At 54.0% G+C, this 26,856-nt stretch carries 23 protein-coding genes; 19 read left to right on the top strand and 4 right to left on the bottom strand.

Features of this window, described 5'->3' with window-relative positions:
• Positions 1-11 precede the first annotated feature (11 nt).
• Positions 12-515, top strand: a complete 504-nt coding sequence (locus AC5Q5A_RS04880) for a M67 family metallopeptidase (RefSeq protein WP_493894532.1) — start codon at positions 12-14, stop codon at positions 513-515.
• Between the two features lie 21 nt (positions 516-536).
• Here AC5Q5A_RS04880 and AC5Q5A_RS04885 read toward each other — a convergent pair whose 3' ends face one another.
• Together AC5Q5A_RS04885 and AC5Q5A_RS04890 are read right to left on the bottom strand one after the other, a co-directional pair.
• On the bottom strand, positions 537-1,562 hold the full coding sequence (locus tag AC5Q5A_RS04885; protein WP_493894533.1) for a quaternary amine ABC transporter ATP-binding protein: 1,026 nt from the start codon (positions 1,560-1,562) through the stop codon (positions 537-539).
• The gene (locus AC5Q5A_RS04890; RefSeq protein ID WP_493894534.1) at positions 1,562-2,425 is read right to left on the bottom strand and encodes an ABC transporter permease; all 864 of its coding nucleotides are present in this window, start codon (positions 2,423-2,425) and stop codon (positions 1,562-1,564) included. The genes AC5Q5A_RS04885 and AC5Q5A_RS04890 overlap by 1 nt, the downstream gene beginning before the upstream one ends.
• 195 nt (positions 2,426-2,620) lie before the next feature.
• Between AC5Q5A_RS04890 and AC5Q5A_RS04895 the strand changes: the two genes are divergently transcribed.
• The gene (locus AC5Q5A_RS04895; protein ID WP_493894535.1) at positions 2,621-2,995 is read left to right on the top strand and encodes a thiol-disulfide oxidoreductase DCC family protein; all 375 of its coding nucleotides are present in this window, start codon (positions 2,621-2,623) and stop codon (positions 2,993-2,995) included.
• A 19-nt stretch (positions 2,996-3,014) separates the two neighbouring features.
• Here the strand turns inward: AC5Q5A_RS04895 and AC5Q5A_RS04900 are convergent, their stop codons facing one another.
• A complete protein-coding gene (locus AC5Q5A_RS04900; RefSeq protein ID WP_493894536.1) occupies positions 3,015-4,127 on the bottom strand; it encodes a pentapeptide repeat-containing protein in 1,113 nt (370 codons plus the stop codon).
• 160 nt (positions 4,128-4,287) lie between these two features.
• On the bottom strand, positions 4,288-5,319 hold the full coding sequence (locus AC5Q5A_RS04905; RefSeq protein ID WP_493894537.1) for an ABC transporter substrate-binding protein: 1,032 nt from the start codon (positions 5,317-5,319) through the stop codon (positions 4,288-4,290).
• 367 nt (positions 5,320-5,686) lie between these two features.
• Here AC5Q5A_RS04905 and AC5Q5A_RS04910 point away from each other — a divergent pair, with 367 nt between their 5' ends.
• The 17 genes from AC5Q5A_RS04910 (at position 5,687) to AC5Q5A_RS04990 (ending at position 26,852) form a co-directional block, all read left to right on the top strand.
• Complete coding sequence (locus AC5Q5A_RS04910; protein WP_493894538.1) at positions 5,687-6,520, top strand: 3'-5' exonuclease; 834 nt, start codon at positions 5,687-5,689, stop codon at positions 6,518-6,520.
• A gap of 194 nt (positions 6,521-6,714) precedes the next feature.
• Positions 6,715-7,731, top strand: a complete 1,017-nt coding sequence (locus AC5Q5A_RS04915) for a Fe(3+) ABC transporter substrate-binding protein (RefSeq protein ID WP_493894539.1) — start codon at positions 6,715-6,717, stop codon at positions 7,729-7,731.
• A gap of 236 nt (positions 7,732-7,967) precedes the next feature.
• The gene (locus tag AC5Q5A_RS04920; protein ID WP_493894540.1) at positions 7,968-8,993 is read left to right on the top strand and encodes a Fe(3+) ABC transporter substrate-binding protein; all 1,026 of its coding nucleotides are present in this window, start codon (positions 7,968-7,970) and stop codon (positions 8,991-8,993) included.
• 81 nt (positions 8,994-9,074) lie between these two features.
• A complete protein-coding gene (locus AC5Q5A_RS04925) occupies positions 9,075-10,835 on the top strand; it encodes an ABC transporter permease (RefSeq protein WP_493894541.1) in 1,761 nt (586 codons plus the stop codon).
• A 79-nt stretch (positions 10,836-10,914) separates the two neighbouring features.
• Positions 10,915-12,168, top strand: coding sequence for a molybdopterin molybdotransferase MoeA (locus AC5Q5A_RS04930; protein WP_493894542.1), 1,254 nt, complete (start codon positions 10,915-10,917; stop codon positions 12,166-12,168).
• 85 nt (positions 12,169-12,253) lie between these two features.
• Entirely contained in the window at positions 12,254-13,828 is a 1,575-nt protein-coding gene (locus tag AC5Q5A_RS04935; RefSeq protein WP_493894543.1) for an MBL fold metallo-hydrolase, read from the top strand.
• 133 nt (positions 13,829-13,961) lie between these two features.
• Positions 13,962-15,164 (top strand): glycosyltransferase family protein, encoded by a 1,203-nt coding sequence (locus tag AC5Q5A_RS04940; protein ID WP_493894544.1) that lies wholly within the window; start codon positions 13,962-13,964, stop codon positions 15,162-15,164.
• An 18-nt stretch (positions 15,165-15,182) separates the two neighbouring features.
• Entirely contained in the window at positions 15,183-16,460 is a 1,278-nt protein-coding gene (locus tag AC5Q5A_RS04945) for a glycosyltransferase family 4 protein (RefSeq protein WP_493894545.1), read from the top strand.
• An 11-nt stretch (positions 16,461-16,471) separates the two neighbouring features.
• Positions 16,472-17,626, top strand: coding sequence for a glycosyltransferase family 4 protein (locus AC5Q5A_RS04950; RefSeq protein WP_493894546.1), 1,155 nt, complete (start codon positions 16,472-16,474; stop codon positions 17,624-17,626).
• Positions 17,623-18,225 (top strand): histidine phosphatase family protein, encoded by a 603-nt coding sequence (locus AC5Q5A_RS04955; RefSeq protein ID WP_493894547.1) that lies wholly within the window; start codon positions 17,623-17,625, stop codon positions 18,223-18,225. Before AC5Q5A_RS04950 ends, AC5Q5A_RS04955 begins: the two co-directional genes overlap by 4 nt.
• Positions 18,225-19,367 carry a glycosyltransferase family protein gene (locus AC5Q5A_RS04960; protein ID WP_493894548.1) on the top strand — a complete coding sequence of 381 codons (1,143 nt, stop codon included), beginning with the start codon at positions 18,225-18,227 and terminating at the stop codon, positions 19,365-19,367. Before AC5Q5A_RS04955 ends, AC5Q5A_RS04960 begins: the two co-directional genes overlap by 1 nt.
• Positions 19,364-20,122 (top strand): polysaccharide deacetylase family protein, encoded by a 759-nt coding sequence (locus AC5Q5A_RS04965; RefSeq protein WP_493894549.1) that lies wholly within the window; start codon positions 19,364-19,366, stop codon positions 20,120-20,122. The genes AC5Q5A_RS04960 and AC5Q5A_RS04965 overlap by 4 nt, the downstream gene beginning before the upstream one ends.
• A 14-nt stretch (positions 20,123-20,136) precedes the next feature.
• Positions 20,137-20,754 carry a hypothetical protein gene (locus AC5Q5A_RS04970; RefSeq protein WP_493894550.1) on the top strand — a complete coding sequence of 206 codons (618 nt, stop codon included), beginning with the start codon at positions 20,137-20,139 and terminating at the stop codon, positions 20,752-20,754.
• A gap of 1 nt (position 20,755) precedes the next feature.
• Complete coding sequence (locus AC5Q5A_RS04975) at positions 20,756-22,684, top strand: ABC transporter ATP-binding protein (RefSeq protein WP_493894551.1); 1,929 nt, start codon at positions 20,756-20,758, stop codon at positions 22,682-22,684.
• On the top strand, positions 22,681-24,612 hold the full coding sequence (locus AC5Q5A_RS04980; protein ID WP_493894552.1) for an ABC transporter substrate-binding protein: 1,932 nt from the start codon (positions 22,681-22,683) through the stop codon (positions 24,610-24,612). The genes AC5Q5A_RS04975 and AC5Q5A_RS04980 overlap by 4 nt, the downstream gene beginning before the upstream one ends.
• Positions 24,613-24,687: 75 nt before the next feature.
• A complete protein-coding gene (locus tag AC5Q5A_RS04985; protein WP_063089838.1) occupies positions 24,688-25,686 on the top strand; it encodes an ABC transporter permease in 999 nt (332 codons plus the stop codon).
• Entirely contained in the window at positions 25,683-26,852 is a 1,170-nt protein-coding gene (locus AC5Q5A_RS04990) for an ABC transporter permease (RefSeq protein ID WP_493894553.1), read from the top strand. Before AC5Q5A_RS04985 ends, AC5Q5A_RS04990 begins: the two co-directional genes overlap by 4 nt.
• The last annotated feature ends 4 nt before the right edge of the window (positions 26,853-26,856 follow it).

Consider the following 26,856-nt stretch of genomic DNA (forward strand, 5'->3'; position numbering starts at 1 on the left):
CGCGTGCAGCGATGGCAAACGGGCAGGGGATCGCAAACAACAGCTCATCAGGCGGCGATGATCAGACAAACATCGCGCTTGGCAAGGCGCTTCTCGAAGAAATCCGCGATTTCGCCGCTGTTAAATGGCCGGAGGAAGCCTGTGGCCTTCTGATTGCCGCCATCGATACCCCGAACCGGATCGACCGTGTTGTGTTTGCGCGCAACGTCGCGGAAGATCCACTGACCACGTTTGAAATTGATCCGCAAACCCTGATTGATGCCCATCGTACTGCGCGGCAAAATGGGGAGCAGGTTGTGGGATGTTTTCATTCCCATCCCAATGGCAAGGCCCTGCCATCGCCGACAGACCGCGCACGCGCTGATGAAAATGGTTTTCTGTGGCTGATCATTGCCACCGAACATAATCGGGCAGGCGACAGCGGCCTTTATCGCATCATTCTCCAGTCAACCGCCGACGCGGCAGAGCAATCCGAGCTGCGCTATTTCCGGCGCTGCCAGATTATTGATGGCTAAGCTTTCGCAAGGCGCCGAGGTTTAACCTTCCAGTGCTTCGACAATCTGTTGTGGCGACAGCGTCCCAATCGCAGTGTCTTTGGCATCACGCACCGTCAATGACGTGCCATTGGCAAGCGCAACCGGCAGGATATCGGCAAGGCGTGCATTTGCCTGGATGCTTGGCCAGCCTTCGCTTACAGCTTGGCTTTTACCAGACGTGATCGGTTCCATAATGGATTTTGCGCGCAAGACGCGTGATCTGTTCACATCGCGGGTAAAGGCCTGCACATAGTCATCTGCGGGCTTAAGCACGATTTCTTCCGGCCGTCCGACCTGCACCAGCTTGCCGTCTTTGAGGATCGCGATGCGGTCGCCGATCTTCAGAGCCTCGTCCAGATCATGGGTGATGAACACGATGGTCTTGTGAAGCTCCGCCTGAAGCTTCATCAACTCGTCCTGCATGTCAGACCGTATCAACGGATCAAGGGCCGAGAAAGCCTCGTCCATCAGCAAAACTTCCGGATCGGTCGCAAGGGCCCGGGCAAGGCCGACGCGTTGCTGCATGCCACCTGATAGTTGATCGGGATATTTGGCTTCATGTCCCGCCAGACCGACACGTTCGATCCATTTCGATGCGGAGGCTTCGCGTTCCTTGCGCGCGGTACCCTGGATTTCGAGCCCATAGGCAACGTTATCCATCACATTGCGGTGGGGAAGCAGGCCAAAGCGTTGAAACACCATGCCAAGCCGCTTGCGACGAAACGCATTGAGGGTTGGGATATCCATGGCAAGGATATCTTCGCCACCAAATGATACTTCGCCCGCTGTCGGATCAATCAGTCGATTAAGATGGCGGATCAGGGTTGATTTCCCCGATCCAGACAAGCCCATGACGACGAAGGTTTCCCCTTGTTCAATCGACAGGGACACATCGTGAAGACCAACGGTATGACCGGTTTTGGCAAGGATTTCATCCTTGTCAGCACCACCCTTTGCCAGTTCAAGTGCAGACTGCGGATCAGGCCCGAAGATTTTGAAAATATTGCGGATTTCGATGTAGCTCATTACGCGTCCTCCGCATCGTGCGATCGTTGTGATCGCTTGCCATAGGCCTGACCTATCCGGTCAAACACCACGGCCAGAAGAACAATCGCAACACCGGCTTCCATGCCCGCACCAACGTCCAGACGCTGAATTCCCATCAGGACCTGCTCACCCAATCCGCGTGCACCAATCATCGAGGCAATCACCACCATCGAGATTGACATCATCGTTGTCTGGTTGATCCCGGCCATGATGTTGGGAAGGGCAAGAGGCAACTGAACACCAAACAGGATCTGCTTGCGGCTGGCGCCAAATGATCGCGACGCTTCCAGCACTTCCTGATCAACAAGCCGGATACCAAGATCGGTCAGCCGCATGACGGGCGGGGCGGCATAGATCACCGTTGCCAGAATGGCCGGAACTTTGCCCAATCCAAACAACATCAGGGCAGGGATCAGGTACACAAAACTCGGCATGGTCTGCATGGTATCAAGGATCGGCAACATGACGGCCCGCAAACGATTGGACATTGCCATGGCAATGCCGACCGGAATGCCAATCAGAACCGAAAGCGATGTCGCGACAATCATCAGCGCCAAGGTCTGCATTGCTTTGTCCCACAGGCCCAATGTGCCAATGGCAAACATCGCGATCACTAAGCCAGCAACCAGTTTCCAGTTCTTGCTGGCATGCCAGGTGATGGCCGCAATGGCGACCAAAACCACCCACCAGGGCGCACCGCGCAGAACCTGTTCCAACGCGACGAGAACGGTCAGCAAACTGTCGGCAAAGGCCTCAAACGCCGCGCCGTAATTGACCACCAGCCAATCAACAAACTGATTGACCCACTTGCCCAAAGGCACATTCAACTGTTCTGGAAACATGGCGCAATTGGCCCGATCTGCTCAAAAAATCAATGAGCGTAAGAGCCTAACAAGATCACGGGGGCCGCGCGACCGTAAATCGAACTTTGACTGACATCTCCTGACTTCCTTTGGTAGCCTGTTAATGTGATTGATAATCCAGAGGCCAGCCAAAGCCGTAAATCATAGACAATATCGATTTCCCGAGAGGTTGCGATGATCACTGTGTTCTTTGACGGAAAATGCGGTCTGTGTTCGCGCGAAATCAATTACTACCGTAAGATAGCACCAAAAGGCGTTTTCGAATGGCGGGACATCACGGAACACGCAGGTGATCTCGAAAAGCACGGTATCTCCCTTGTCGAAGGGTTAAAGCAAATGCGCGCCCTGGACTCAGATGGGCAATGGCATGCCGGTGCTGATGCCTTCATTCTGATCTGGCGCCAGCTAGACAGATGGCGCGTTTTGGCAGCTATTGTCGCGTTGCCGGTTATTCGCCAGATTGCAAATCTTGTTTATCGCCTATGGGCCGCTTGGCGCTTCAAACGTCTTACGCATTGTCAGCTTGCCGCAGCAAACCAGTTAGGCTAGGTGCTGTTTTCGTTTAGCCCTATTTAAGTTTGAAGCGATTGCGGATACCCAGCAGAACTAAAAAGAGCAGTGCAGACGAAACAAGTGTCTGGAGGCCAAGGACAGCTGAAGTCAAAGTCGGGATTGCGTCGCCATACAGGCAATCATATGCCTGCATAATCAGTGTCCGGTCTGCGATCCCTGGGAACAAAAGTCCCTTACCAATCGATAGTTGAATGGCAGAGGCCCATTGCCAACCATCATTGTTGATACATTGCAATGCAATGTTAGTTGCAGACTGTTTGGCCGTTAGCAGATAGGTTGTTGCACTTAAGCCCACAAAAAGAAGCCAGAACACGAAAGGACGCAGGATGGATCGTCCATAATCCGAGGTGATTTGGAAGATGCCACTCAGAATCCAATCCCACCGCCATCTTTTATCGACCATCACTCGTTTTGATCGCAGTTCTTCGGCAAAGAACTCAACCTCATGCTTGTGGTCATGCCCCTGAATGGCAAGGCGTTTGAGCGCACGATAATTTGCAGTGACAGTGAAGTCCGGATCATGCGAAAATGTTCGTTGCTTGATGATGGTGCTGTAAATGTGGACATCATCAAGCAACGGCGCCTCTTCACAATGGGTTTGACGGAAGTCGGGAACTTCCTTGAACCGTGCCCCGCTCAGGTCAAAGGCTTGATTGATTTGGGCCGAGTTAAATGAGGAGTTGGCGTTAAACCACGAGCCTGAAAAACGGGTTGGCTTTTCAAAGCAAACGCTATTGAACCCCGCGTCGCCCTCAAAGGTCGCGCTGTCGAAGTCCGCGACGCCCTCAAAGCTCGCACCATTGAACCCCGCGTCGCCCTCAAAGGTTGCAGCGCTCCATTCAGAGACAGATGGAAAGAGCCAGCCTTCGAAAGAGGTTGCCTCCGGAAAAACATGTGGCGTTTCTTCTGAGGAAAAGACTACACGGGCGTCTTTGAACCATTTCTCAGTCGTCTTGTTTTCGGGGTATGCTTGTCCCCAATCGTCAACCGTGATTTCCGACTCGCCTTTGTCCTCCAGCGCCTTGCGTTCCGCCAGCATCTTTTCGGCCCAGGCATTCCAAGCCTGTTTGCCCTGTTTCCAAAGCGCGAGTGTTTCTTCCTGATTCATCTGGCTCCCCAATGCCATCGGCGGACTATGCAGTTTATCTGATTAAACGTGCCTTGGTATTGCTTTGCAATCTGGAATTGCAGTGGGTAGAGCCTTAAACGTAAAACACCCCGCAAGAATTCCCCTGCGGGGTGTTTGAGTAATTTATTGGTGGTGTTGCTTACATCGCACTTTCAACACGTGCTGCAACATCATCCGGCACCCAGGCTTTCCAGACATCCGGCTTGGATTTCAGGAAATGCATCGCGGCCCCGTCGGGCTTTTCGTCATTTTCCTGCATATAGGCCAGCATTTCCGAGACCAGCGCGTTGCTGGTTTCGTAGTTGGTCAGGAAGCTGATCAGGGTTGGTGCGGCGGCTTTGAAGTCGTTATTCACACCAATCGTGATCGTGCTTTGCGGGTAGGCGGTTGCCTTGGTCGGGTTTTCTTCCGTTTTCAGCGCATCAAAGATCGACTTGTCATAAGCCGGTTCTTCAAGGCGCGTGCTGTCATAAAGACCCATGACCCAGGTCGGCCCCCAATAGTAATAAAGGGCCGGTTTGCCGCGTTTATGCGCCGATGCGATCGCAGCCGAAAGCGCCGCACCCGTGCCCGGGCGGAAGTTGGTGAAGCTGTCATCAAGGTCATAGGCACCAAGCTTGGCCGAATTGACCTTTTCACAGACCCAGCCGGACGGGCAGTTATAAAAACGGCCTTTGCCCGGTTCTTCGGGGTCTTCAAACAGTTCAGTGTATTTCGCCAGATCATCGACCGATTTCAGGTCAGGCGCCATCGGCTCAATCCCGCGATCAACATCGCCTTCGATAACATAGGTTGGCACGAACCAGCCTTCTACGGCGTCATCGAAGTTAACCCCGATCTGGCTGACATTGCCGGCTTCTTCGGCCTTGGTCCAGGCCTCGGCGACATTGTCGCGCCAGATTTCCATGACGATATCAACATCCCCTTTGCCAGCCCCGGTCAAAAGCGGAATGACATCGCCGGGCAGGGCATCGGTCTGACAGCCATAGCCCTTTTCAATGATGAAGCGGGCAACGGCGTTGTGAAACAGCGCACTGTCGTAATTGAGACCGGCAAACATCACCGGTCGATCAATCTCGCATGCGGCATCTTGCGCGTTTGCGCTTGAATGAGAAGTAAATGCAAGGCCAGCGGCCAAAAGCATTGCGGCTCCGGTAGGCAGGGTTTTCATCCTTCTGTCCCTTCGTGGTTGCGGTCCGGAATCGCATCAAATGCATGGTCGGTGCGGGAAGCCCGCAAAGATTGGGATCAGATGTGATCCTGAACTTCGAATTGACCGTGCCCCTGATACAGGTGCGGCAATTCTAGACGTGTGGTTAGAATGCGCGCAACCCCCGGTGTCGATTATAACGCCGACGTGATAAGTGTTTTCGTGCTGATATCATTGCAGAATGCTCCTGACAGGAATGGCAGGAGATGTCAGGTAATGTGATTTACGGTAGTGGGCGCGATTGGTTTAACTCTGCCCGTGAATTTATCGGACTTTGTCGTTATGTTGAGAAAACCTACCAATCGGGCACAGATAATCGGGGGCCGTCATGATGCATACCAACCTGTTCGTTTTTGATATCGAAACCGTGCCCGATATTGATGTTCTGCCGCAGCTGACCGGCGAAACCGCGCCGGATCCTGAAGCCGGGCGCAAGATGCTGGAAGATTATCATCTTGAAATCACCAGTGGCCGCAATGGTTTCCCGCGCCAACCGTTTCATAAGGTGGTGGCGATCAGCTTCCTGCGGGCCACCATTCAGCGTGATGGCGATACCGAAATGTACGAGATCGAAGAGTTGCGATCCGGCGGCGAACTGACATCCGAGGAAAAGGACCTTGTGAACGGGTTCTTTGCCTATTGCGGCAAGCTTTATCCGCGTTTGGTCAGTTTCAATGGCCGTGGCTTTGATTTGCCGGTGTTGAAATACCGCGCGATGAAACATGGCGTTTCGGCCCGCTGGTTGCATCAGGCGTCCAACAAGTGGGAAAACTATACCGCGCGCTATGCACCGCACTGGCATTGCGATCTGGCGGAAGTTCTATCCGATTACGGTGCCTCGGCCCGCACCAAGATGAACGAGGTTTGTGCCGCCCTTGATCTGCCGGGCAAGACCGGGGTCGATGGCAGCAAGGTTTCGGACATGTATGACAATGGCGAGATTGATGGCATTCGTCGTTATTGCGAGACCGATGTTTTGAATACCTATTTGCTGTATCTGCGTCATGCGCTTCATACCGGGCTGACCGATCATGATGGCTATAACCATGCGATCAATCTGACCGTGGGCTGGCTTGAAGAACGGGCAGGGTACATTCCCGCCTATCAGGAATTCCTTGATGCCTGGAAGCAATCAAGTGGCGGGTCGTTCAACGTTCTTTGATGCGGCCCAACGTTGAGCCAAGCATGACTTCAGAAGTGAAGTCCGTCACATTTTGACACCCTGTCTTGCAAATTTGTGTTGAATTAAATGCGAGTTGATCTTAATTGCATTGAATATGCAAGTGAGTTGCAACGTCAGTACGTTTCAACGCGTACCCAAATTCAACAGGGTCAAACTCAACAGGGATCGTTCAAATGGATATCAAGAAACTCGTCGGTGGTGCGGTATTCGGCGCAACAGCGATGGCTGCGACAACCGCGATGGCACAGGAAGTTAATGTCTATTCCCTGCGTCAGGAATTTCTGGTCGAACCGCTTTTTGAGAAGTTCACCGCTGAAACCGGCATCGACGTCAATGTGATCTTTGCTGAAAAAGGTCTGGTCGAACGTATCAAGCAGGAAGGCGCGAACAGCCCGGCCGATATCCTGATGACCGTCGATATCAGCCGTATCCAGCAGGCCGTTCACGCCGGTGTGACTGAGGCCGTTTCGAATGACACCCTTGATGGCAATATTCCGGCCCACCTGCGCGACCCGGAAGGTCATTGGTTTGCCCTGACGCAGCGTGGTCGTGCGATCTATGCCTCCAAGGAGCGCGTGGCAGAAGGCGAGATCACGTCTTATGAAGACCTTGCCGACCCGAAATGGGAAGGCCGCATCTGCACCCGTTCTGGCACACACGTTTATAACGTTGCGCTGTTCGCTTCGATGATCGCCGTTCATGGCGAGGAAAAAGCCAAGGAATGGCTGCAGGGTCTTAAGAACAATCTGGCGCGCAAGCCGCAGGGCAATGACCGCGCACAGGTCAAGGCGATCAAGGAAGGCGTTTGCGATCTTTCGATCGGCAATACCTATTACTACGGCAAGATGCTCGATAACGAAGAACAGCGTCCTTGGGCAGAGGCCGTGAACCTTGTCTTCCCGAACCAGGACGGTCGTGGCATGTCGATGAACATTTCGGGCATGAGCCTGATTGCCGACGCGCCAAACCGTGAAAACGCCATCAAGCTGATGGAATTCCTGGCTGGTGACGTTGCACAGGGCATCTATGCTGAGGTCAATTACGAATATCCGGTCAAACCGGGCGTCGAGTGGGCTGAAAATGTGAAGTCCTGGGGCACGTTCAAGGCCGATGAAGTGTCACTGGCCGAGATTGCCCGCCTGAGCCCGGATGCGATCAAGATGGTCGATGAGATCGGTTATAACGAATAGTCAAACCGACTGAGTTTGATAAGCTTTTTGAAAGGGGTGGTGTAATGCCACCCCTTTTTTCAGTTTCGGCACGCGGTCTCCCGCCTGATGCGGTCGCGCATTCGTGACTTCGGGTATGGCTCTTATGTGGTTTTCTTGCTTGCAAAAGGCGGGGCGGGCCCTTTAATTTTGGCCACAGCAAATACAAATCATTCCTAATTGCTGTGCGACCTGCAGCTGATCCAAACGAGGCATTTATGATTTCTCTGCGCAAAACCGTTCTTGGTCTTGTTGTTTCCGCGATGGGGTTGTCCGTGTATCCCGCCGCACATGCCGCAGAGGAAGTTAATGTCTATTCGCTTCGACAGCCCTTTCTGATCGAACCGATGTTCAAACGCTTTACCGAGGAAACCGGTATTCGCGTCAACACGCTTTTCTCGCAAAGTGGACTGGTGGAGCGCATCAAGCACGAAGGGCGCAATACCCCGGCCGATCTGCTTTTGACCGTTGATATCGGCCGCATTCAGGATGCAGTCGATGCCGATATTGCCCAGCCGATCGAAAGTGCCGTTCTGGATGCCAATATTCCCGATCAGTTCCGTGATGAAGACAAGCTTTGGGTCGGGATGACGACGCGTGCGCGCGTGCTTTATACCTCGCTTGATCGGGTGGAGCCGGACGCCATCACGACCTATGAAGAGCTTGCCGATCCGAAATGGAAGGGGCGCATTTGTGTGCGTTCCGGCATGCATGTTTATAACATCGCCCTGATCGCCTCGATGATTGCCCATCATGGCGAAGAAGACACCAAAACCTGGCTGACCGGGCTTAAGGACAATCTGGCCCGTAAACCGCAGGGTGCCGATACCGATCAGATCGAGGCAGTGTCACAGGGCGTTTGTGACGTTGCGATTGGCAATTCCTATTATTACGGCAAGATGCTTGATGACCCGAACAAGGCCGATGCAGCCAAACAGGTCCGCATCGTTTTCCCCAATCAGGGCGATCGTGGCACGCATGTGAATATTTCGGGTGTGGCGCTGATGAAATATGCGCCGAACAAGGAAAATGCCATCAAGCTTGTGGAATTCCTGTCTGGTGCCGAAGCCCAGCATATGTATGCCGATATCAATTTTGAATATCCCGTCAAGCCGGGCGTTGCCTGGTCTGAACAGGTTCGGGCTTGGGGCACTTTTGTCCATGATGATCTGCCGCTTAATGCGGTTGCGGCCAATCGTGGCGCGGCAATTCGTCTGATTGATGAGGTCGGCTTTAACGAGTAGACCGTACGTCGATAGAAGGATATCAAGACCGCCCAACAGAACCGTTCGGAGTAGTCCGCGGCGAATGAAACGGAAACAGCCTTGAACAACGCTTGTCAGACGCAAAAGGAAGACGACATTCGGCCGAGCGCCATGGTGGAAACCTTTGATCCGATGCGCACGCCCACTGGACGTCGGGCGATGCTGTGGTTGCCGCGCGGCCAATCGGCAGCCTGGCTGATCGGCGCGTTTATCGTGGCGGCAATGGTTGCGGCACCGGTTGTTGCCGTCGCCTGGATTGCCCTCTTTCCGACCGAAAATATCTGGCCGCATCTGGCATCCACCATGTTGCCAAGGTACCTTAAGAATACCGGTATCCTGATGCTTGGCGTTGGTATTGGTGTGACCCTGATCGGGGTTGCGTCCGCATGGGTTGTGACCATGTGCCGAATTCCGGGAAAGCGGTTCTTTGAATGGGCGATGCTGCTGCCAATGGCGGTTCCGGCCTATATCGTGGCCTATGTTTATACCGATCTTCTGGAATATGCCGGACCGTTGCAGGGCTTCTTGCGGGAGTTGTTTGGTTGGCAATCGGCGGCCGATTACTGGTTTCCCGATATTCGCACCAAAGGTGGTGCGATCATGGTGCTCAGCCTGACACTTTATCCCTATGTTTACATGCTGGCGCGCGCGGCGTTCTTGTCGCAATCGATCTGTGCGATTGAGGCGGCCCGTATCCTCGGGCGGAGTGCCTGGAGTTCGTTTCTTACGGTCGCCTTGCCGTTGGCGCGACCGGCAATCGTTGTTGGCGTTGTGATTGCGTTGATGGAAACGCTCAATGACTTTGGTACGATTGATTTCTTTGCCGTGCATACCCTGACGGCCGGTATTTTCAACGTCTGGCTTGGTATGGGAAATGCCGGTGGTGCTGCCCAGATTGCCCTGACCATGCTGGCTGTTGTGATCGCGCTGATGGTAATCGAACGTTATTCACGCCGTCGCCAGCGTTTCCATGACACCACCAGTCGTTTTCAGGAACTGCCGGGCTATGAACTGAGCCCGCTTGCCAAGGCCGGGGCATTGGCGATATGCATTCTGCCAATTGTGCTGGGCTTTGTCGTGCCGTCGCTGGTGCTGATTTATTATTCCATCGGCTATTTTGATCAGAGCTGGACGGCGGATTTCTTTGAATTTGCCGGCAACAGCCTTTTGGTGTCCGGGCTTGCGACGCTTGTTGCCGTTGGTTGTGCGATATTCATGGCTTATGCGCTGCGCCTGTTCCCGCAGCCGCTTTTGAAATTCTGTGTCCGTCTGTCATCGGTCGGCTATGCCGTGCCGGGCGCGGTTTTGGCCATCGGGGTTTTGATCCCGTTTGCACGGTTTGACAACGCATTGGACGCGGTGATGCGCGACACCTTCGGCATATCGACCGGGTTACTGCTAAGCGGGACGGTATTCGCTTTGGTATTCGCCTATGCGGTACGGTTCATGGCGGTATCCTATGGCTCGATCGAAGCTGCCCTTGGCAAGGTTCGTCCAAGCATGGATGATGCGGCGCGCACCTTGGGCGAAAGCCCATGGGGCACGCTGAAACGCATTCACTTCCCGATGGTGCGTGGTGGCATTTTGGCGGCGTCGGTGCTGGTCTTTGTCGACGGTATGAAGGAACTGCCGGCAACGCTTATTTTGCGTCCTTTCAATTTTGATACGCTTGCCACCCATGTCTATCAGTTCGCCAAGGATGAAATGATTGAACATGCAGCCCTTGGGGCGCTAACCATTGTGCTTGTCGGTGTGGTGCCGGTGATTATGCTGAGCCGTGCGATTTCAAAATCCCGTCCGGGGCATAGCGGACAATCCTGATGCGTCCCGCCGATGATCGGGCTATTCTGATTACGGATGGGAATACAAAACAAGACCAAGGGCGGCAGGAAACTTCGGAATGCAAACAATCAAACCGGGACTGACAACACTTTCCGATGCGCTCGACATTGCCTTTGCCGAAGTGCCGGTGATGACGCCATCCGAAGAACGCCCGATCAGCGATTGTTACGGTGCGATTTTGCGCAAGGACGTCATTGCGCGGGTTTCAGTGCCGTCGGTGGATAACTCGGCAATGGATGGATATGCCCTGCGTCATGCCGATCTGGCCGCGATAGACGGCCCGGTTTCGGTGGTCGCGGCATCCTTGGCAGGCCACCCTTATGACGGAACCCTGCCAAAGGGGGCCGCGATCCGTATTGCGACCGGTGCTGCGATCCCCGACGGGGCGGATTGCGTGATCATTCAGGAAAATGTCACCGCCAATGCCGATGAAACCATCATCGAAATTGATCCCGACGTGATCGCACGCACCAGCGTGCATCAAAACATCCGCTGGCTGGGTGAAGACATCAAAACCGGTGATACAGTTTTGAAGGCAGGCACAATCCTGCGCCCCCAGGATATCGCGATTGCGGCTGGGCAGGGCTTTGGCAGCTTGTCGGTTGCACGGCCTCTGAAGGTTGCCGTCTTTTCCACCGGTGACGAACTGGCCAAACTGGGTGATCCTTTGCCACCGGGGGGCATTTATGATTCCAACCGTTTTGCGATGATCGGGATGTTGCGGTCCATCGGTTGCGATGTCACGGACCTTGGGTTGCTCACTGATAATTTTGATGTGTTGCAAAACGCGTTGTCGAGCGCGGCAAAGTCGCATGACGTGATCATGACATCTGGCGGTGTTTCGGTCGGCAAGGCCGATCTGCTGAAACCGGTGGTCGAGAGCCTTGGTGAAATCACCGCCTGGAAGCTTGCGATCAAGCCTGGCAAGCCTTTGATGCGCGGCAAGATCGGAGATTGTCTTGTGATCGGGCTTCCGGGGAACCCGGTATCAGTCCTGGTCTCAGGCTTGCTATATGTTTTGCCGTTGCTGCGTCATGCGATGGGCGCGGATCATTCCAAACTGGCGCCAACAAGTATTCCGGTTCGTGCAGGGTTTGATTTCAAGCGTGGCACCGGACGCAGGGAATGGTTGCGCGCGCGTCTGGTGCAAAATGATGACGGCGAATTCGAAGCGATTGCTTTTTCTTCGACCAGTTCCGGGATGTTGTCATCAATGGTCTGGGCCGAAGGTCTGATTGAACTGCCGGAAAATTGCGGGCAGGTCTCCAAGGGAGATCAGGTTCTTTATTTGCCGCTGCAAGGCCTGCAGTGACTTCATCAAAAATGATCCACATCATTGCAAACGAACATGGTTTGCCGGACTGTTGGATCGTTTCCAATCCGAGAAAGTGAATAGAATGACGATATCGGTGACGTTTTGTGGTGCTGCTGGTGGGGTGACCGGGTCTTGCTATTTTTTGCAGACTGATCGGGGCAATTTCCTTGTCGATTGCGGTATGTTCCAGGGCAGCAAAACCGTCCGTGAACTGAACTATGGCAAGTTACCGTTTGAGGCAGACCGGATTTCTGCTGTGTTGCTGACGCATGCGCATATTGACCATACCGGCCTGGTGCCCAAGCTGGTCAAGGCCGGTTTTGGTGGACCAATTTATGCAACGGAACCGACCTGTGATCTTCTGACCTATATGCTGCCGGACTCTGGATACATTCAGGAAAGCGAGGTCGAACGTCTGAACCGTCGCAATGCGCGGCGCGGTCGTCCGGAAGTCACCCCGATCTATACCCGTGAAGATGCGGAAAATACGCTGTCGCAGCTCAAGACGGTCGACTATCACGAATGGTTGCCGGTGATCGATGGCGTGCGGGCGCGATTCTGGGACGCTGGCCATCTTCTTGGTTCCGCTTCGATCGAGGTGGAAATTGAGAACGGCGACAAAGACGGTAAACCGACAAGATTGCTGTTTTCGGGCGATGTCGGCACCGGTGAGGCCGTATTTAACGAGGCGCCCGAGGCACCGACGGGGGTCGATTATCTGTTTGTCGAAACCACCTATGGCGATCGTAACCGTCCGGTGATGACCGACGAAGAACGCCGCGAGATGCTGCGCAAGGAAGTTCAGGATGCGCTGGGTAATGGCGGCAATCTGGTTATTCCGAGTTTTGCCGTTGCCAGAACGCAAGAGTTGCTTGTTGATCTTGCGCATCTTTTCAACCGTGGTCAGTTGCCACCGGCAAATGTCTTTGTCGATAGCCCCTTGGCGCAACGTGCGACCGATGTCTTTGCCAAACACCTGAAGCGCGGCGACGCACAGGCGCTGTCGCATCCGAAGTTCCATATGGTGCCGGATGTTCAGGCCAGTAAGCAGCTTGCACAGGTCACCAGTGGTGCGATCATTATTTCGGCAAGTGGTATGTGCGATGCCGGTCGCATTCGCTACCATCTGAAGAACAACCTGTGGCGGCCTAATTGCAGCGTGCTTCTGGTCGGTTTTCAGGCTGCGGGCTCTTTCGGGCGTGTTTTGCAGAGTGGAGCAAAACATGTGCGGATTCACGGCGATGAAATCGAAGTGCGTGCCCGTATTCGGACGTTGGACGTTTATTCCGGCCACGCCGATCAGGATATGCTTTTGAAATGGACCAAGAACCGCTTGCCAGTCGCGCGTCAGATTTTCCTCACCCACGGTGAAGAAGGCGCACGTGCGGCATTCCGAGAAGTTCTGATGGCGCATGGCATCGAGGAAAAGCTGATTTCCATGCCGATGCTTGATGATACGGTCACCCTCAAGAAGGGCAAAGGCCAACCGGCTATTCCGCAGGCACGTCTTTCGGGTGAAGAACTTTCGCGCGATGACTGGCATAATCTTTATGCAGGTACAGTAACGGCGCTTTCGGAAAAACTTCGTTCGCTTGAAACTGCGGAAGAAAGAAAAGAGATGCTCGAAAAAGTCTTGCGCGATATCGGTTCAGTATGAGAGCAATTGTCCGGGAGCTGAAAGAAGGGCGCAAACCCCGACTTCACGGATTTACTTGCCATAAACAAAGAACCTGTCACCCTGTTAATGGGGTGTGCGGGGAACTGAGATCACTACGCATACGGGCGGGGATATGTCAATCGTAGGGAATTCCGGATATCGGGTTCTGATTTACAGCCATGATACCTTTGGGCTTGGGCATTTGCGCCGTTGCCGTACGATTGCGCATGCGCTGGTATCGCATCGCGATGATGTATCTGTTCTGATTTTGTCGGGCTCACCGATTATCGGCAGCTTTGAATTCCGCTCGCGCGTGGACTTTGTCCGCATTCCGGGCGTGATCAAGCTGTCAAACGGCGAATATACTTCGCTTAACCTCAATATCGATGTCGACCAGATTCTGGCGATGCGGGAATCGATTATCCAGCATACAGCCGATGTGTTTAACCCGGACATCTTTATCGTTGATAAAGAACCGCTTGGCTTGCGCGGCGAGGTCGAGTCTACTCTGCAGATGTTGCGCCATCGGCGCACCCGTCTGGTGATGGGCCTGCGCGATGTGATGGATGATCCGGTGAACCTGCGCGAAGAATGGGACCGTAAGCAATGCGTTCCGGCCTTGGCAAACCTCTATGATGAAATCTGGGTTTATGGCCTTAAGGAAATCTGTAATCCGCTCGAAGGGATCGACTTGCCCCCGGGCGTTGAAGAAAAGATGTCCTATACTGGCTATCTGCCACGTACTGCCACCCGCAGACCCGCACCCGAGCACGGGGCGCTTGGTCTGGAAGAACCATATTATCTGGTGACGACCGGTGGCGGTGGGGACGGGGTCAATCTGGTCGATTGGGTGATTAGCGCCTATGAAACCGATCCGGACATTCCTGTGCCGTCGCTGGTTGTTCTCGGACCCTTTATGGGGCCGACACAACAAAACGAATTCATGCGCCGCGCTGAAAAGATCGACAAGCTGTCGGTCATTACCTTTGATGCCAATGTCGAAGTGTTGATGCACAAATCGGCTGGCGTAATCGGCATGGGCGGCTACAACACCTTCTGCGAGATCCTGTCCTTTGACAAACCGGCCGTTATCGTGCCGCGTACTGTTCCGCGTCTTGAACAATATGTTCGCGCTGCGGCGGCAGAAAAGCTTGGTCTGGTCAGAATGCTTACCGAAGACGGTGGTCGCGATCCGCGCGAAATGGCCGACGCACTGCGTGGTCTGATACATCAGCCAAAACCGTCACATGTGACTGTTCCAAACCTTATGGGCGGACTGGATCGCGTTGGCGAATTGGTTGATCGCTGGCTTCCGCCACAAATGGCCGCAGAATAATCATCGGGAATAGATTTGATGGCACGCGACAATCTGGCAATCGTGGTGAAGGGTTATCCGCGATTGTCGGAGACCTTTATCGCCCAGGAAATTTTGGGTATTCAGCAGGCAGGCATTCCCTATCGGATTGTGTCGCTGCGCCATCCAACCGACAAAAAACGCCATCCGATCAATGATCGCATTACAGGTGCGGTCGATTATCTCCCGGAATATGTCTGTCAGGAACCGATGCGGGTTTTGCGTGGCTGGCTTAAGGCGCGCAAGATGCCTGGATATCGTCGTGCCCTAAATATCTGGTGGCAGGATTACCGCCGGGACCGCACTGCCAATCGCGCGCGACGATTTGCCCAGGCCATGGTGATGGCCGCCGAGCTGCCCGATGATGTGACCCGCATCTATGCCCATTTCCTGCATACACCGGCATCGGTCGCGCGCTATTGCGCGATTATGCGCGGTTTGCCGTGGTCCTGTTCGGCGCATGCCAAGGATATCTATACCAGTCAGGACTGGGACATGCGCGAAAAGCTGCGCGATATGGATTGGCTGGTGACCTGTACAAGCGCCAATGTCGATTACCTGCGCACCCTTGCCGAGGATCCGGATAAAGTTAATCTGCTCTATCACGGACTGGATTTTTCGCGTTTCCCCGAAGACCTTCCAGAGAGACCTCTGCGCGATGGGACGGATGCCGATAACCCGGTAAGGATCCTGTCGGTTGGGCGATTGGTGGGCAAAAAGGGTTATGACGACCTTCTGCGCGCTTTGGCCAAGTTGCATGCCGACCTTCATTGGCGGTTCGTTCATATTGGTGGCGGCATTGCTGAAAAATATCAGCAGCTTGCGACAGAGCTCGGCATTGCAGACCGCTGCGATTGGCAAGGGGCGCGTGATCAGAAGGAAGTGATTTCGGCATGTCAGTCTTCCGATTTGTTCGTACTAGCCAGCCGGATTGAGAAGGATGGTGATCGCGACGGGCTGCCAAACGTTCTGATGGAATCGCAGCTTTGCGGACTTGCGGCTGTTTCGACTGCAATTTCGGCCATTCCTGAACTGATTGAAGACGGCGTAAACGGCAAACTTGTGCCCGAACGTGATCCGGATGCACTTGCGAGTGCGCTGAAAGCCCTGATCACTGATCCTCGCCTTCGCGAAACCATGGGCCGCAAGGGCAACGAGATTGTGCGTCGGGATTTCTCATTCTATCGCGGTATGAAGGAACTGGCAGAACGTTTCGGTGTTAACTCCCAGTCCGAAGAAAAGAAAGCAATCCCCGCCGAACAACCCGCCGCAGAGTAGGAGGCACGCACTTGCAGGTTGCCTTTTACGCCCCGTTAAAGCCGATTGATCATCCTGTTCCGTCGGGTGACCGCCTGATTGCCCGCATGCTGTGTGAGGCACTTCAGTCAGCAGGTATGAAGGTCGATGTTAGCGCCCGCCTTCGCAGTCGCATTGCTGATGGAAATGTCCTTAAACAGGCACGGCTTGCCGAACTGGGAACTAAACTTGCAGCCCGTTTACTGCGGCAATACCAATCGGGGTTCCGTCCCAAACCGGATATCTGGTTTACCTATCATCTTTATTACAAGGCACCGGACTGGATCGGGCCGGTTGTCGCCGATGCGCTGGGCATCCCGTATGTGGTGGCCGAAGCATCCTTTGCCCCAAAGCGTGCAAACGGTTCGTGGGGACAAAGCCATCTGGCAGTCGAGACCGCGCTTAGGCAAGCAGATGCGGTTTTCTCACTCAACCGGGTCGATATGGAATGCCTTGCGCAGGTCTGCCAACAGGATCGTCTGCATTTCCTGCCGCCCTTTACACGTGTCGCGTCATGGAATGTTGGACAGCGGGCAGCAATCAATCCGGAATACGTGCGGTTGGTGACAACTGCGATGATGCGTGATGGCGATAAACTGAAATCCTATGCGCTTCTGGCAGACGCACTGGGTCGCCTCAGGCGCAATGGTGTTGATAACTGGCATCTGACAGTGATTGGTGATGGCCCTGCGCGTCAGCAGGTCGAGGACCTTTTTGAAGAAAAAGGACTTGGTGAAGGCAAGGTTTCACTAGTGGGGCTGAAAACACCGGAACAAACCAAAGATGTTCTCGCGCAGTCAGATTTATTTGTCTGGCCCGCGATCAATGAAGCCTTCGGAATGGCGTTGCTTGAGGCGCAGTCTGCGGGGCTTCCGGTTCTCGCAGGGGATACTGGCGGTGTGTCGGGTATTGTTTCATCCGGTGTGACCGGGTGGCTTGTGCCTGTTGATGATGTCGCGGCTTTTTCAAACCGTTTGGCGGAATGCCTTGGGGCGGATGTCGCCGTACTGCGTGATATAGGTGCTGCTGGCGCATCGAAAGCAGCGCAGCATCACACGCTTGAAGCCGCAGCCGATCTTTTATCCACCACATTCAAGAAAATCATCCCGGGTCAGGTTTCGTCACAAATCGGGCAGGGTTTGGTATGAAAAAGATCCGTTTTGCATTGCTTCGCCATGGTGTCACGGCCTGGAATACCGAAAAGCGCATTCAGGGACGGACAGATATCTCAATCAGGCCCGAGACAGCTGCTTGGTATCGCCATCACCGCTTGCCCGCCAAGTGGACCAACGTGCCATGGTTTTCTTCGCCCTTGTCCCGGACACGTGAAACCGCAGATGCGCTTGGCATCAGAACCGTTGCCACTGAGCCCGCGTTCATTGAAATGGACTGGGGTACTTGGGAGGGCGAAAAACTGTCGGATCTTCGTGCAAGGATGGGGGAAGACCTTCGCGCCAATGAAGACCGTGGTTGGGATTTTTGCCCAGATGATGGCGAAAGCCCGCGTGACGTCTTAAACCGGGTTGCGACATTCCTAAAGGATTGTGACCTGCCGGAATTTGGTGCGGTCACCCACAAGGGCGTGATACGTGCTGTCTATGCTGCAGCACGCGGATGGGACATGATGGGCAAAATTCCAGACAAACTCGATTGGCACTGTTTACAGGTGTTTCAATATACTGATGAGGCCGGGTTCTCTGTTGACGCACTCAATGTGCCACTTGCGCCCGCGCAGGAGTCTGCGTGATGAGTGATGTCATGGTTTATGTTCAGCACTTGCTTGGCATTGGTCACGTCCGCCGTATGGCGTTGATCAATCAGGCGCTTCGCGATGAAGGGCTTGGCGTCACGGTCGTAAGCGGCGGTGTGCCCGATGACAGCCTTGATTTCGCAGCCAGTGAAGTTATTCAGCTTCCCCCGTGCAAAACATCCGATACTGGTTTCTCGGGGCTTGTCGATCCGGAAGGGAACGCCTTGGGGGACGATTGGCAGGAAGAACGTAAAAGACAACTGCAGACCGCGTTTAAGGAAACAGCGCCGAAACTGCTTTTGGTCGAAATGTTCCCATTCGGGCGCCGCGCATTTCGGTTCGAATTGATCCCGCTGTTTGACGCGGCGATTGAGGCAGGCATTCCGATCATTTGTTCTGTTAGAGACCTTTTAGTGCGTAAAAAAGACATCGGCAAAACGCGGTGGATGCGTGATACAGCACGTAAATATCTTGATGCGGTTCTGGTACACGGTGATCCGCAACTGTTTGGTTTTGATCGAAGCTTTGAATTTGCCGACGATATATCGGACCTGATCGTTTACACGGGGTATGTTGCACCAAATCTTGCCAATGACGTCTCGGAACGTGGGGAGGCAGAGCGTAGCGGTGTTCTCGTTTCTGCTGGCGGTGGTGCCGTCGGGGCAGAGCTGATCAGGCTTGCAATTTCGGCCCGCGCGCATTCGCAAAAATACAACGGCGCTATTTGGGACATTGTCGCTGGGCCGCATTTTCCCTCAGATCAGTTTGATATTTTGCGCGGCCAGTTGCCCGACGGTGTGATCCTGCATCGGTTCTTGCCCGATTTCCGTGAAAGGATGGCGCGTGCCGCCGTTTCCGTTTCACAGGCCGGATACAACACGTTGATGGATGTGTTGGCGACGCAAACCCCGGCGGTCATGGTGCCGTTTGCAGAAGGCGGCGAAAGCGAGCAAACCGAACGTGCAGAAGTCCTTGCCAATGAAGGGGTTATTTCCCTGCTTGATCTTGATGGCCTGTCTGCGCAATCATTAGCAAAACAAATAGATAACGCCAGACAGCCAAGCGGGATTAAAATCGCGCTGGATGGCGCAAAAAGAACTGCGTCAATCATCGCAGAAAAGATCAAAGGGCAGGTATGAGCAGCTGGGACCAATTACGCGCAGAGCTTGATCTGTGGCAGTCGGAAGACCGGATTGCCACCGCGTGGTGGCGGGACGACGATGCTGTTTCTGTCACCCCGGCGCTTGAAACACTTCTGCGTTTCGAACAAGACTATAAAGTGCCACTCGCACTTGCGGTTATTCCGGCGGCTTTGCAGGATGACCTTGTTGAACGTCTTGTCGAAACCCTTGATACCCGTGTGTTGCAGCATGGTTGGTCCCACCAAAACCATATGCCAGAGGGACGCAAGAAACAGGAACTCGATGACGTGCGCGATATTGGCGATGTCGTTGCTGATCTGCGCCACGGGTTTTCGGTTCTACAATCGCGTTTTGGCAATCGTTTCTTGCCGGTCCTGGTGCCGCCATGGAACCGGGTGGCCGAAGATGTCGTGGCGGCGTTGCATTCCCTTGGCTTTTACGGGATCAGTACATTCAATGCCCGCAAGGCGGCAGAACCGTATAAAGGCATCATGCAGGTCAACACGCATGTTGATGTCATTGATTGGCGCGGAACGCGCGGCTTTGTTGGCGAAGACGCGGCACTCGGCGCGATGATTGAACATCTGTCAGCGCGGCGAACAGGTCGGGTCGACGTGGACGAGCCGACGGGTATTCTGACCCATCACCTTGTCCATGACGAGGCCACTACGAAGTTCCTTGATAATCTGTTTTCTATGGACCATTCAGCTTTGCGCTGGTTGAGAATACCCGGAGTATTTCCATGGCAATAAGGCCAAAACAACACGTGGAACCTGAACAGGCACAGGCCCCCAGCGCCCCCAGTGTGCCAAGCACCGTGGACCCGGTAAAGCCGGCAGGTGTTGGTGACAGTGAAGTTCAGACGATGGGCTATCCATCCAAATTGATGGCGCCGGATTTGGCGAAATCAATTGTCGGGCTGCTGATTTGCGGGGTTATCGCGCTGATTCCCGAGATGCTCGCAATCATTCAATGGACGTCGGCAGGGCTTGCTTTGCTGTTCGTTTTCTATTTTGCCCGCACGGTTATCCGCTTCCAGTCAAAGATCTATGTTTCGGAATACGGCATTCGGCTTTCAAGCCTGCGCGGTGGAACGGCTTTTGCTTGGCCGGAACTTTCAAAGTTCCGCTTGCGTTACTTTAGTACCAAGCGCGATGGCAACAAGGGATGGTTCGAGCTGACCCTGCAGGCAGGGGATGCGAAAATTGTCGCAGAATCAACACTGGACGGTTTTGATGATCTCCTTGAAATTTCTCGTGATTGGGCGAAAGATAACCAGCTGCTTGTCGATGACGTCACAAGAACAAACTTGATGCGCATGGATGAGGCCGAAACACTGGTTAAGGCCGCTGCATCCGAACGCAAACACGGTGGTATCAACTAGAATGACCGATATTCTGCGCATCAAGGATCTGAAAGTTGAATTCGTACTGCCGCACATGCGTGTCAAGGCTGTCGAGAATGTAAGCTTTCGCATCGGTGCACAGGAAACCGTGGCACTGGTTGGTGAGTCCGGATCGGGCAAAAGTACCATTTCGCAGGCGATCATGGGCCTGTTGCCAAAGGTGGCCCAGGTCACCAAAGGATCTATCATCTTTGCCGATCCGAAAAAGCCCGGAACCCGGGTGGATATCGCCATGCTTGATCGTTCGGGCTCTGACATGCGCGCCATTCGCGGTGGCCGGATTTCGATGATTTTTCAGGAACCGATGAGTTCCCTGTCACCACTCCACACAATCGGCGATCAGATATGTGAGGCCGTCAAACTTCATCGCAAGGTCGGATCGGCCGAGGCGCGTGAACTTGCCGTTGAAATGCTGACACTGGTCGGCTTCCCGCAGCCCAAGCGTTCGCTGAAAACTTATCCATTCGAACTTTCCGGTGGCCTGCGCCAGCGCGCAATGATTGCGATGGCCCTTGTGTGTCGTCCGGCCTTGCTGATTGCGGATGAACCGACAACCGCGCTTGATGTAACCATTCAGGCGCAAATTCTGCGTCTGATCAAGGAAGTGCAGGCAGAGTTACAGATGTCGGTTCTGTTGATCACCCATGATCTTGGTGTGGTTGCCAATATGGCTGACCGGATGGTGGTGATCTATGACGGGCGGGTGGTCGAGGCTGGCAAAACCGACGATGTGTTCATCAATCCCGGCCATGCCTATACACGGTCATTGCTGGCGGCGGTTCCGCACTTTGATATGGGGCCGAACGAAAGATTGCGTCCGCTGCGCGAGATCAAGCCGAAAACCGGCAGTCTGCTTGCCAGTGCGGGCGATGGCGATACACAACAAAATACATCCGATGTTCCGACAACTTTGGCCCTGCATCCGACCATGGCCAGCGAGCCGGTTCTGGCAGTTCGCCATCTCAGCAAAAGCTTTACCACGCGCAAGGGTAACTGGATCAAATCCGAAGAGCGCCTTGTGCCCGCAGTGTCCGAAGTCTCACTGACTGTTAATCGCGGCGAATGCGTTGGTCTGGTGGGTGAAAGTGGTTGTGGTAAAACAACGCTTTCCAAACTGATCATGCGCGCGATGAGCCCGGATGAAGGTTCCATTCTGTTTCGCGGTGAAAGTGGACAGATGACTGAATTGACAGGGCTTGATGAAGATCAGCTCAATCCGTACCGAAAGCGGATACAATTTGTTTTTCAGGACCCGTTCGGATCGCTTAATCCGCGAATGACGGTTCAGGATATCATTACCGAACCCATGCTTATTCACGGTGTCGGGGATAGTAGCTATCGACAGAAAATGGTGCTGGAACTGATGGACCTGGTTGGTCTTGATCCGCGTTTTCTGAACCGGTATCCGCATAGCTTTTCGGGCGGGCAGCGCCAGCGTATCGGGATTGCGCGCGCGCTCAGCCTGAAGCCGGACTTGTTGATTTTTGATGAGCCGACATCGGCACTTGATGTGTCGGTTCAGGCGCAAATACTTAATCTTTTAAAAGATTTGCAGCGCGATCTTAATTTGACCTATCTGTTCATTTCGCACAATCTTGCGGTCGTGGATTACGTTGCAGACAGGATTGCCGTGATGTGTGCCGGGCGGATTGTTGAGTCCGCACCACGCGAAGTACTGTTTAAGAACCCGATGCATCCCTACACGCAGGCTTTGCTGCATGCCGTGCCGTTTGCCGATCTAGATCATCTGCTTGATTTCGACAAGATAATGGATGGCAAGGCATCTGATCCATCCCGGTGGCCAGCCCCGTTCACGATCAACCAGACCAGCGAGCCCAAGATGATGCAGGTCGCAGAAGAACACTTTGTTCGTGCCGAACGTGCCGATTTTACGGAGATCGCAATATGATCAGTGTGTTAAACCCGTCGATGTCTAGAATTCATCGTGCCTTTTCTGGCCTTGTGATGACGACAGGTTTTCTGGCGGCAAGTGTCCTGGTCGCACCGGCGCATGCAGAAGTCCCTTATTTCGAGGATGCGGTCGCAAGCGGGTCTTTGCCTGCAATGAACGACCGCCTGCCAGAACATCCGCATGTGATTGATTTTGCGGGTGAGGGTAAGGAAATCGGCAAATATGGTGGGGAATTTGTCACCATCATGGGGCGGTCCAAAGATATCCGTATGGCGGTTGTCTATGGCTATGCCCGCTTGATCGGCTATGATCAGGACCTGAACCTGCGTCCAGATATCCTTGAAGCGCTTGATGTGAATGAAGAAGGCAATGTCTTCACATTGCACATTCGCAAAGGTCACAAATGGTCGGATGGCGAGCCGTTCACGGCCGAGGATTTCCGCTATTACTGGGAAGATATCGTCAATAATGACGAACTGTTTCCGGTCGGACCGCCGCGTTTCCTGTTTGTCGGGAATGAACCGGCAACCTTTGAAATTCTTGACGAATATACCGTTCGCTACAGCTGGTCACAGCCAAACCCGTTTTTCCTGACCGAACTGGCAGCAACCCGCCCGCCATTTATTTATCGCCCGGCGCACTACCTGAAACAGTTCCATGAGAATTATCGTGATGCGGACGAACTTCAGGCGATGGTTGAAGAACGCGGTCTGCGTAGCTGGGCTGTGTTGCATACGGACATTGATCGTCCCTACAAGCTTTCCAACATTCATCGCCCGTCGCTGGAGCCATGGCTGATCACGACAGAGGAGCCCTCTGATCGCTTTGTCTTCGTGCGTAACCCGTATTATCACCGCGTCGATCCGGAAGGTAACCAGCTTCCTTACATCGACCGGATGATCTTCAATATTTCGAACGCAAAGCTGGTCCCGGCCAAAGTCGGCGCGGGCGAGGTTGATCTGCAAAGCAGGATTCTGTCGCTTAAGGACTATACGTTCCTGAAGCAATCCGAAGCCAATCAGAACTATGATGTGCGTCTTTGGGATGTCGGGGCGGGGGCTTATGCCGCATTGTATCCCAACCTGACCTGCAGCGATCCGGTCTGGCGCGAAGTTCTGCGCGATGTGCGTTTCCGTCGTGCACTGTCCTTGGCGATCAACCGCACCGAAATTAACCGGGTCATGTTCTTTGGTTTGGCGCAGCCGACCAACAATACCGTCTTGCCAAAAAGCCCGCTATTCAAGCCGGAATATCGCGAAAGCTATACCGATTTCGACGTCAAGGCTGCAAACCAACTGCTTGATGCAATGGGCCTCGATGAACGCAATGGCGAAGGTATCCGTCTTTTGCCTGATGGACGTCCGATGGAAATCATTGTCGAGACGTCCGGGGAAAACCCCGAACATGACGACATGCTTGAACTGGTTGGCGACAGTTGGCGTCAGGTTGGCATCAAGCTGTTCGTCAAGGGCCTGCAGCGCGAAGTGATGCGCAACCGTGCCTATACCGGCGAGACGATCATGTCGATTTTCAACGGTATTGATAACGGCCTTGCGACGCCCAACACTGCCCCTGATGAATTTGTTCCTGTCCTGCAAGACAGCCTGCAATGGCCGAAATGGGGGCAGTATTATCAAACGGACGGCGAGGCGGGTGAAGCACCCGATATGCCAGCCGCCAAGGAACTGATGGAACAGTATCGCAAGTGGCAAACCAGCAATGAAGCGGGCCAGAAACAAGCATGGCAGGCCATTCTCGATATCAATTCGGAAAACATGTTCTCAATCGGCCTGATCGGCAACGTGCCGCAACCGGTCGTTATCGACAAGGACATGCGCAACGTACCCGAAAAAGGCATCCATAGCTGGGAGCCGGGTGCGTTCTTTGGGATTTATCGGCCTGAGACCTTCTGGTGGGATCGGTAATCTTTTAACTAAAAACGTGTTGTTTTACGTCGTTGAGGGAATGGCGTGAAACAACCTGGGGGAGCAACAGCGCCGATGCTGACTTATCTGGCAAGACGGCTTTTCGTGATGATACCCACGCTGTTTATGATCAGCGTGCTGGTGTTTGTCATCATTCAGCTGCCGCCCGGCGACTTTCTGACCACATATCTCAACGAGCTTCAAGCACAGGGCGAGGCGGTTGACCCGGCCAAGATCGAGTTTCTCAAACGCCAGTACGGCCTGGATCAGCCGATTTATATTCAATATGCCGAATGGGCCTGGGGATTGTTGCAAGGCGATCTCGGCTTTTCGTTTGAATATAACCTGCCTGTGAGCGATGTGGTCGGTGATCGGCTTTGGCTGTCGCTGGTACTGAATTTCAGCACGGTGATCTTCATCTACATCGTCAGCTTCCCCATCGGGATCTATTCGGCAACCCGTCAATATAGCTGGGGCGACTACGGGTTCACCTTGCTGGGCTTCCTTGGGCTTGCCATGCCCAACTTCCTGTTTGCCCTGATCCTGCTTTATTACGCAAACGTCGTTTTCGGGACATCAATCGGTGGTCTGATGGACCCGGAATACATTAACCAAGGCTGGTCTTTGGCCAAAATGATGTCGGTTGTTGAACATCTTTGGGCACCGGTCGTGGTGATCGGGACGTCAGGGACTGCCGCCATGATCCGCCGTCTTCGCGCCAACCTGCTTGATGAATTGGGCAAGCAATATGTGGTTACGGCCCACGCGAAGGGCCTGTCACCGACCAAGGTATTGTTTAAGTATCCGCTGCGCATGGCGCTTAACCCGTTCATCGCAGATATCGGTAACATCCTGCCGCAGGTGGTGTCGGGGTCGGTTCTGGTGTCGGTGGTGATGTCACTACCCACAACGGGCCCGATGTTGCTCACGGCATTGCAAAGTCAGGATATGTATCTGGCAGGTTCCTTCCTGATGTTTTTGGCCCTTTTGACGGTTGTGGGCATGTTTGTTTCCGATGTGTTGCTTGCCTGGCTTGACCCGCGCATTCGTCTGCAGGGAGGGGTTGGCAATTGAGCAAGGAAACCGAAAAGCGCAACGAACATTTTGTTGATTCAGCACCGTTTGATCCCTGGGATCGCGAGGAACTGACGCCTGAGCAGGAAAAGTATTTCCTTGCCTCGCAGTGGCAATTGATGTGGTGGCGTTTGAAACGGCACCGGCTGGCGTATTTTTCACTGATTGTTCTGGCGATCATGTACGCGTCGGTCTTTATCGTCGAGTTCATAGCTCCCTATGCGCAGGAAACCCGCAATTCGGAATATATCCATCATCCGCCACAGGGTGTTCATCTGTTCCATGACGGCGAATTTGTCGGGCCTTTTACCTATGGCACCGATTTCTCCGTCAATATGGAAACTCTCAAACCGACTTACACGGTCAATCCGGACCGGATAGAGCCATTGCGCTTTTTCTGTTCGGGGGATGAGTATGAATTCTGGGGCATGATCGATATGGACTTCCATTTCGTCTGCCCGTCAGAAGACGGTACGCTGTTCATGTTCGGCACCGACAGGCTTGGTCGGGACATGTTGTCACGCATGATCTATGGCGCGCGGGTTTCGCTGACCATTGGTCTGGTGGGTATTTCCGTCAGTTTCCTTCTTGGTATCCTGATTGGCGGGGCGGCCGGTTATTACGGTGGCTGGGTGGATTCAACAGCCCAGCGTGCGATTGAAGTCATCCGTTCCTTGCCGGAAATTCCGCTTTGGATGGCGCTTTCGGCCGCACTGCCCGTGACCTGGAGCCCGATTTTAATCTATTTCGGGATCACGATTATCCTTGGTCTGATCGACTGGACCGGACTTGCCCGCGCAGTGAGATCGAAACTGCTTGCGCTTCGTGAAGAGGACTATGCACTGGCAGCACGCCTGATGGGGGCGAAGCCCAAGCGGATTATTGCACGTCACTTGCTGCCGAACTTTGCCAGCCACCTGATCGCATCGGTGACGCTGTCGATCCCGAACATGATCCTTGGTGAAACCGCGCTTAGCTTCCTTGGGCTTGGCCTGCGCGCGCCGGTGACCAGTTGGGGGGTGTTGCTCAATGAAGCGCAAAACATCAATGCGGTCGCGGTTTATCCCTGGCTGATGTTGCCGGTTGTCCCGGTTGTTGTCGTGGTGCTCGCCTTTAACTTCCTTGGCGACGGGCTGCGGGATGCAGCCGACCCCTACAAGAACTGAGCGG

The organism is Thalassospira sp. CA1, from assembly GCF_059052855.1.

Coding starts and splice junctions, on each gene's coding strand:
- AC5Q5A_RS04880 (WP_493894532.1), top strand. CDS start 12: ATGGCAAACGGGCAGGGGATCGCAAACAACAGCTCATCAGGCGGCGAT.
- AC5Q5A_RS04885 (WP_493894533.1), bottom strand. CDS start 1,562: ATGAGCTACATCGAAATCCGCAATATTTTCAAAATCTTCGGGCCTGAT.
- AC5Q5A_RS04890 (WP_493894534.1), bottom strand. CDS start 2,425: ATGTTTCCAGAACAGTTGAATGTGCCTTTGGGCAAGTGGGTCAATCAG.
- AC5Q5A_RS04895 (WP_493894535.1), top strand. CDS start 2,621: ATGATCACTGTGTTCTTTGACGGAAAATGCGGTCTGTGTTCGCGCGAA.
- AC5Q5A_RS04900 (WP_493894536.1), bottom strand. CDS start 4,127: ATGAATCAGGAAGAAACACTCGCGCTTTGGAAACAGGGCAAACAGGCT.
- AC5Q5A_RS04905 (WP_493894537.1), bottom strand. CDS start 5,319: ATGAAAACCCTGCCTACCGGAGCCGCAATGCTTTTGGCCGCTGGCCTT.
- AC5Q5A_RS04910 (WP_493894538.1), top strand. CDS start 5,687: ATGATGCATACCAACCTGTTCGTTTTTGATATCGAAACCGTGCCCGAT.
- AC5Q5A_RS04915 (WP_493894539.1), top strand. CDS start 6,715: ATGGATATCAAGAAACTCGTCGGTGGTGCGGTATTCGGCGCAACAGCG.
- AC5Q5A_RS04920 (WP_493894540.1), top strand. CDS start 7,968: ATGATTTCTCTGCGCAAAACCGTTCTTGGTCTTGTTGTTTCCGCGATG.
- AC5Q5A_RS04930 (WP_493894542.1), top strand. CDS start 10,915: ATGCAAACAATCAAACCGGGACTGACAACACTTTCCGATGCGCTCGAC.
- AC5Q5A_RS04935 (WP_493894543.1), top strand. CDS start 12,254: ATGACGATATCGGTGACGTTTTGTGGTGCTGCTGGTGGGGTGACCGGG.
- AC5Q5A_RS04940 (WP_493894544.1), top strand. CDS start 13,962: ATGTCAATCGTAGGGAATTCCGGATATCGGGTTCTGATTTACAGCCAT.
- AC5Q5A_RS04945 (WP_493894545.1), top strand. CDS start 15,183: ATGGCACGCGACAATCTGGCAATCGTGGTGAAGGGTTATCCGCGATTG.
- AC5Q5A_RS04955 (WP_493894547.1), top strand. CDS start 17,623: ATGAAAAAGATCCGTTTTGCATTGCTTCGCCATGGTGTCACGGCCTGG.
- AC5Q5A_RS04960 (WP_493894548.1), top strand. CDS start 18,225: ATGAGTGATGTCATGGTTTATGTTCAGCACTTGCTTGGCATTGGTCAC.
- AC5Q5A_RS04965 (WP_493894549.1), top strand. CDS start 19,364: ATGAGCAGCTGGGACCAATTACGCGCAGAGCTTGATCTGTGGCAGTCG.
- AC5Q5A_RS04975 (WP_493894551.1), top strand. CDS start 20,756: ATGACCGATATTCTGCGCATCAAGGATCTGAAAGTTGAATTCGTACTG.
- AC5Q5A_RS04980 (WP_493894552.1), top strand. CDS start 22,681: ATGATCAGTGTGTTAAACCCGTCGATGTCTAGAATTCATCGTGCCTTT.
- AC5Q5A_RS04985 (WP_063089838.1), top strand. CDS start 24,688: ATGCTGACTTATCTGGCAAGACGGCTTTTCGTGATGATACCCACGCTG.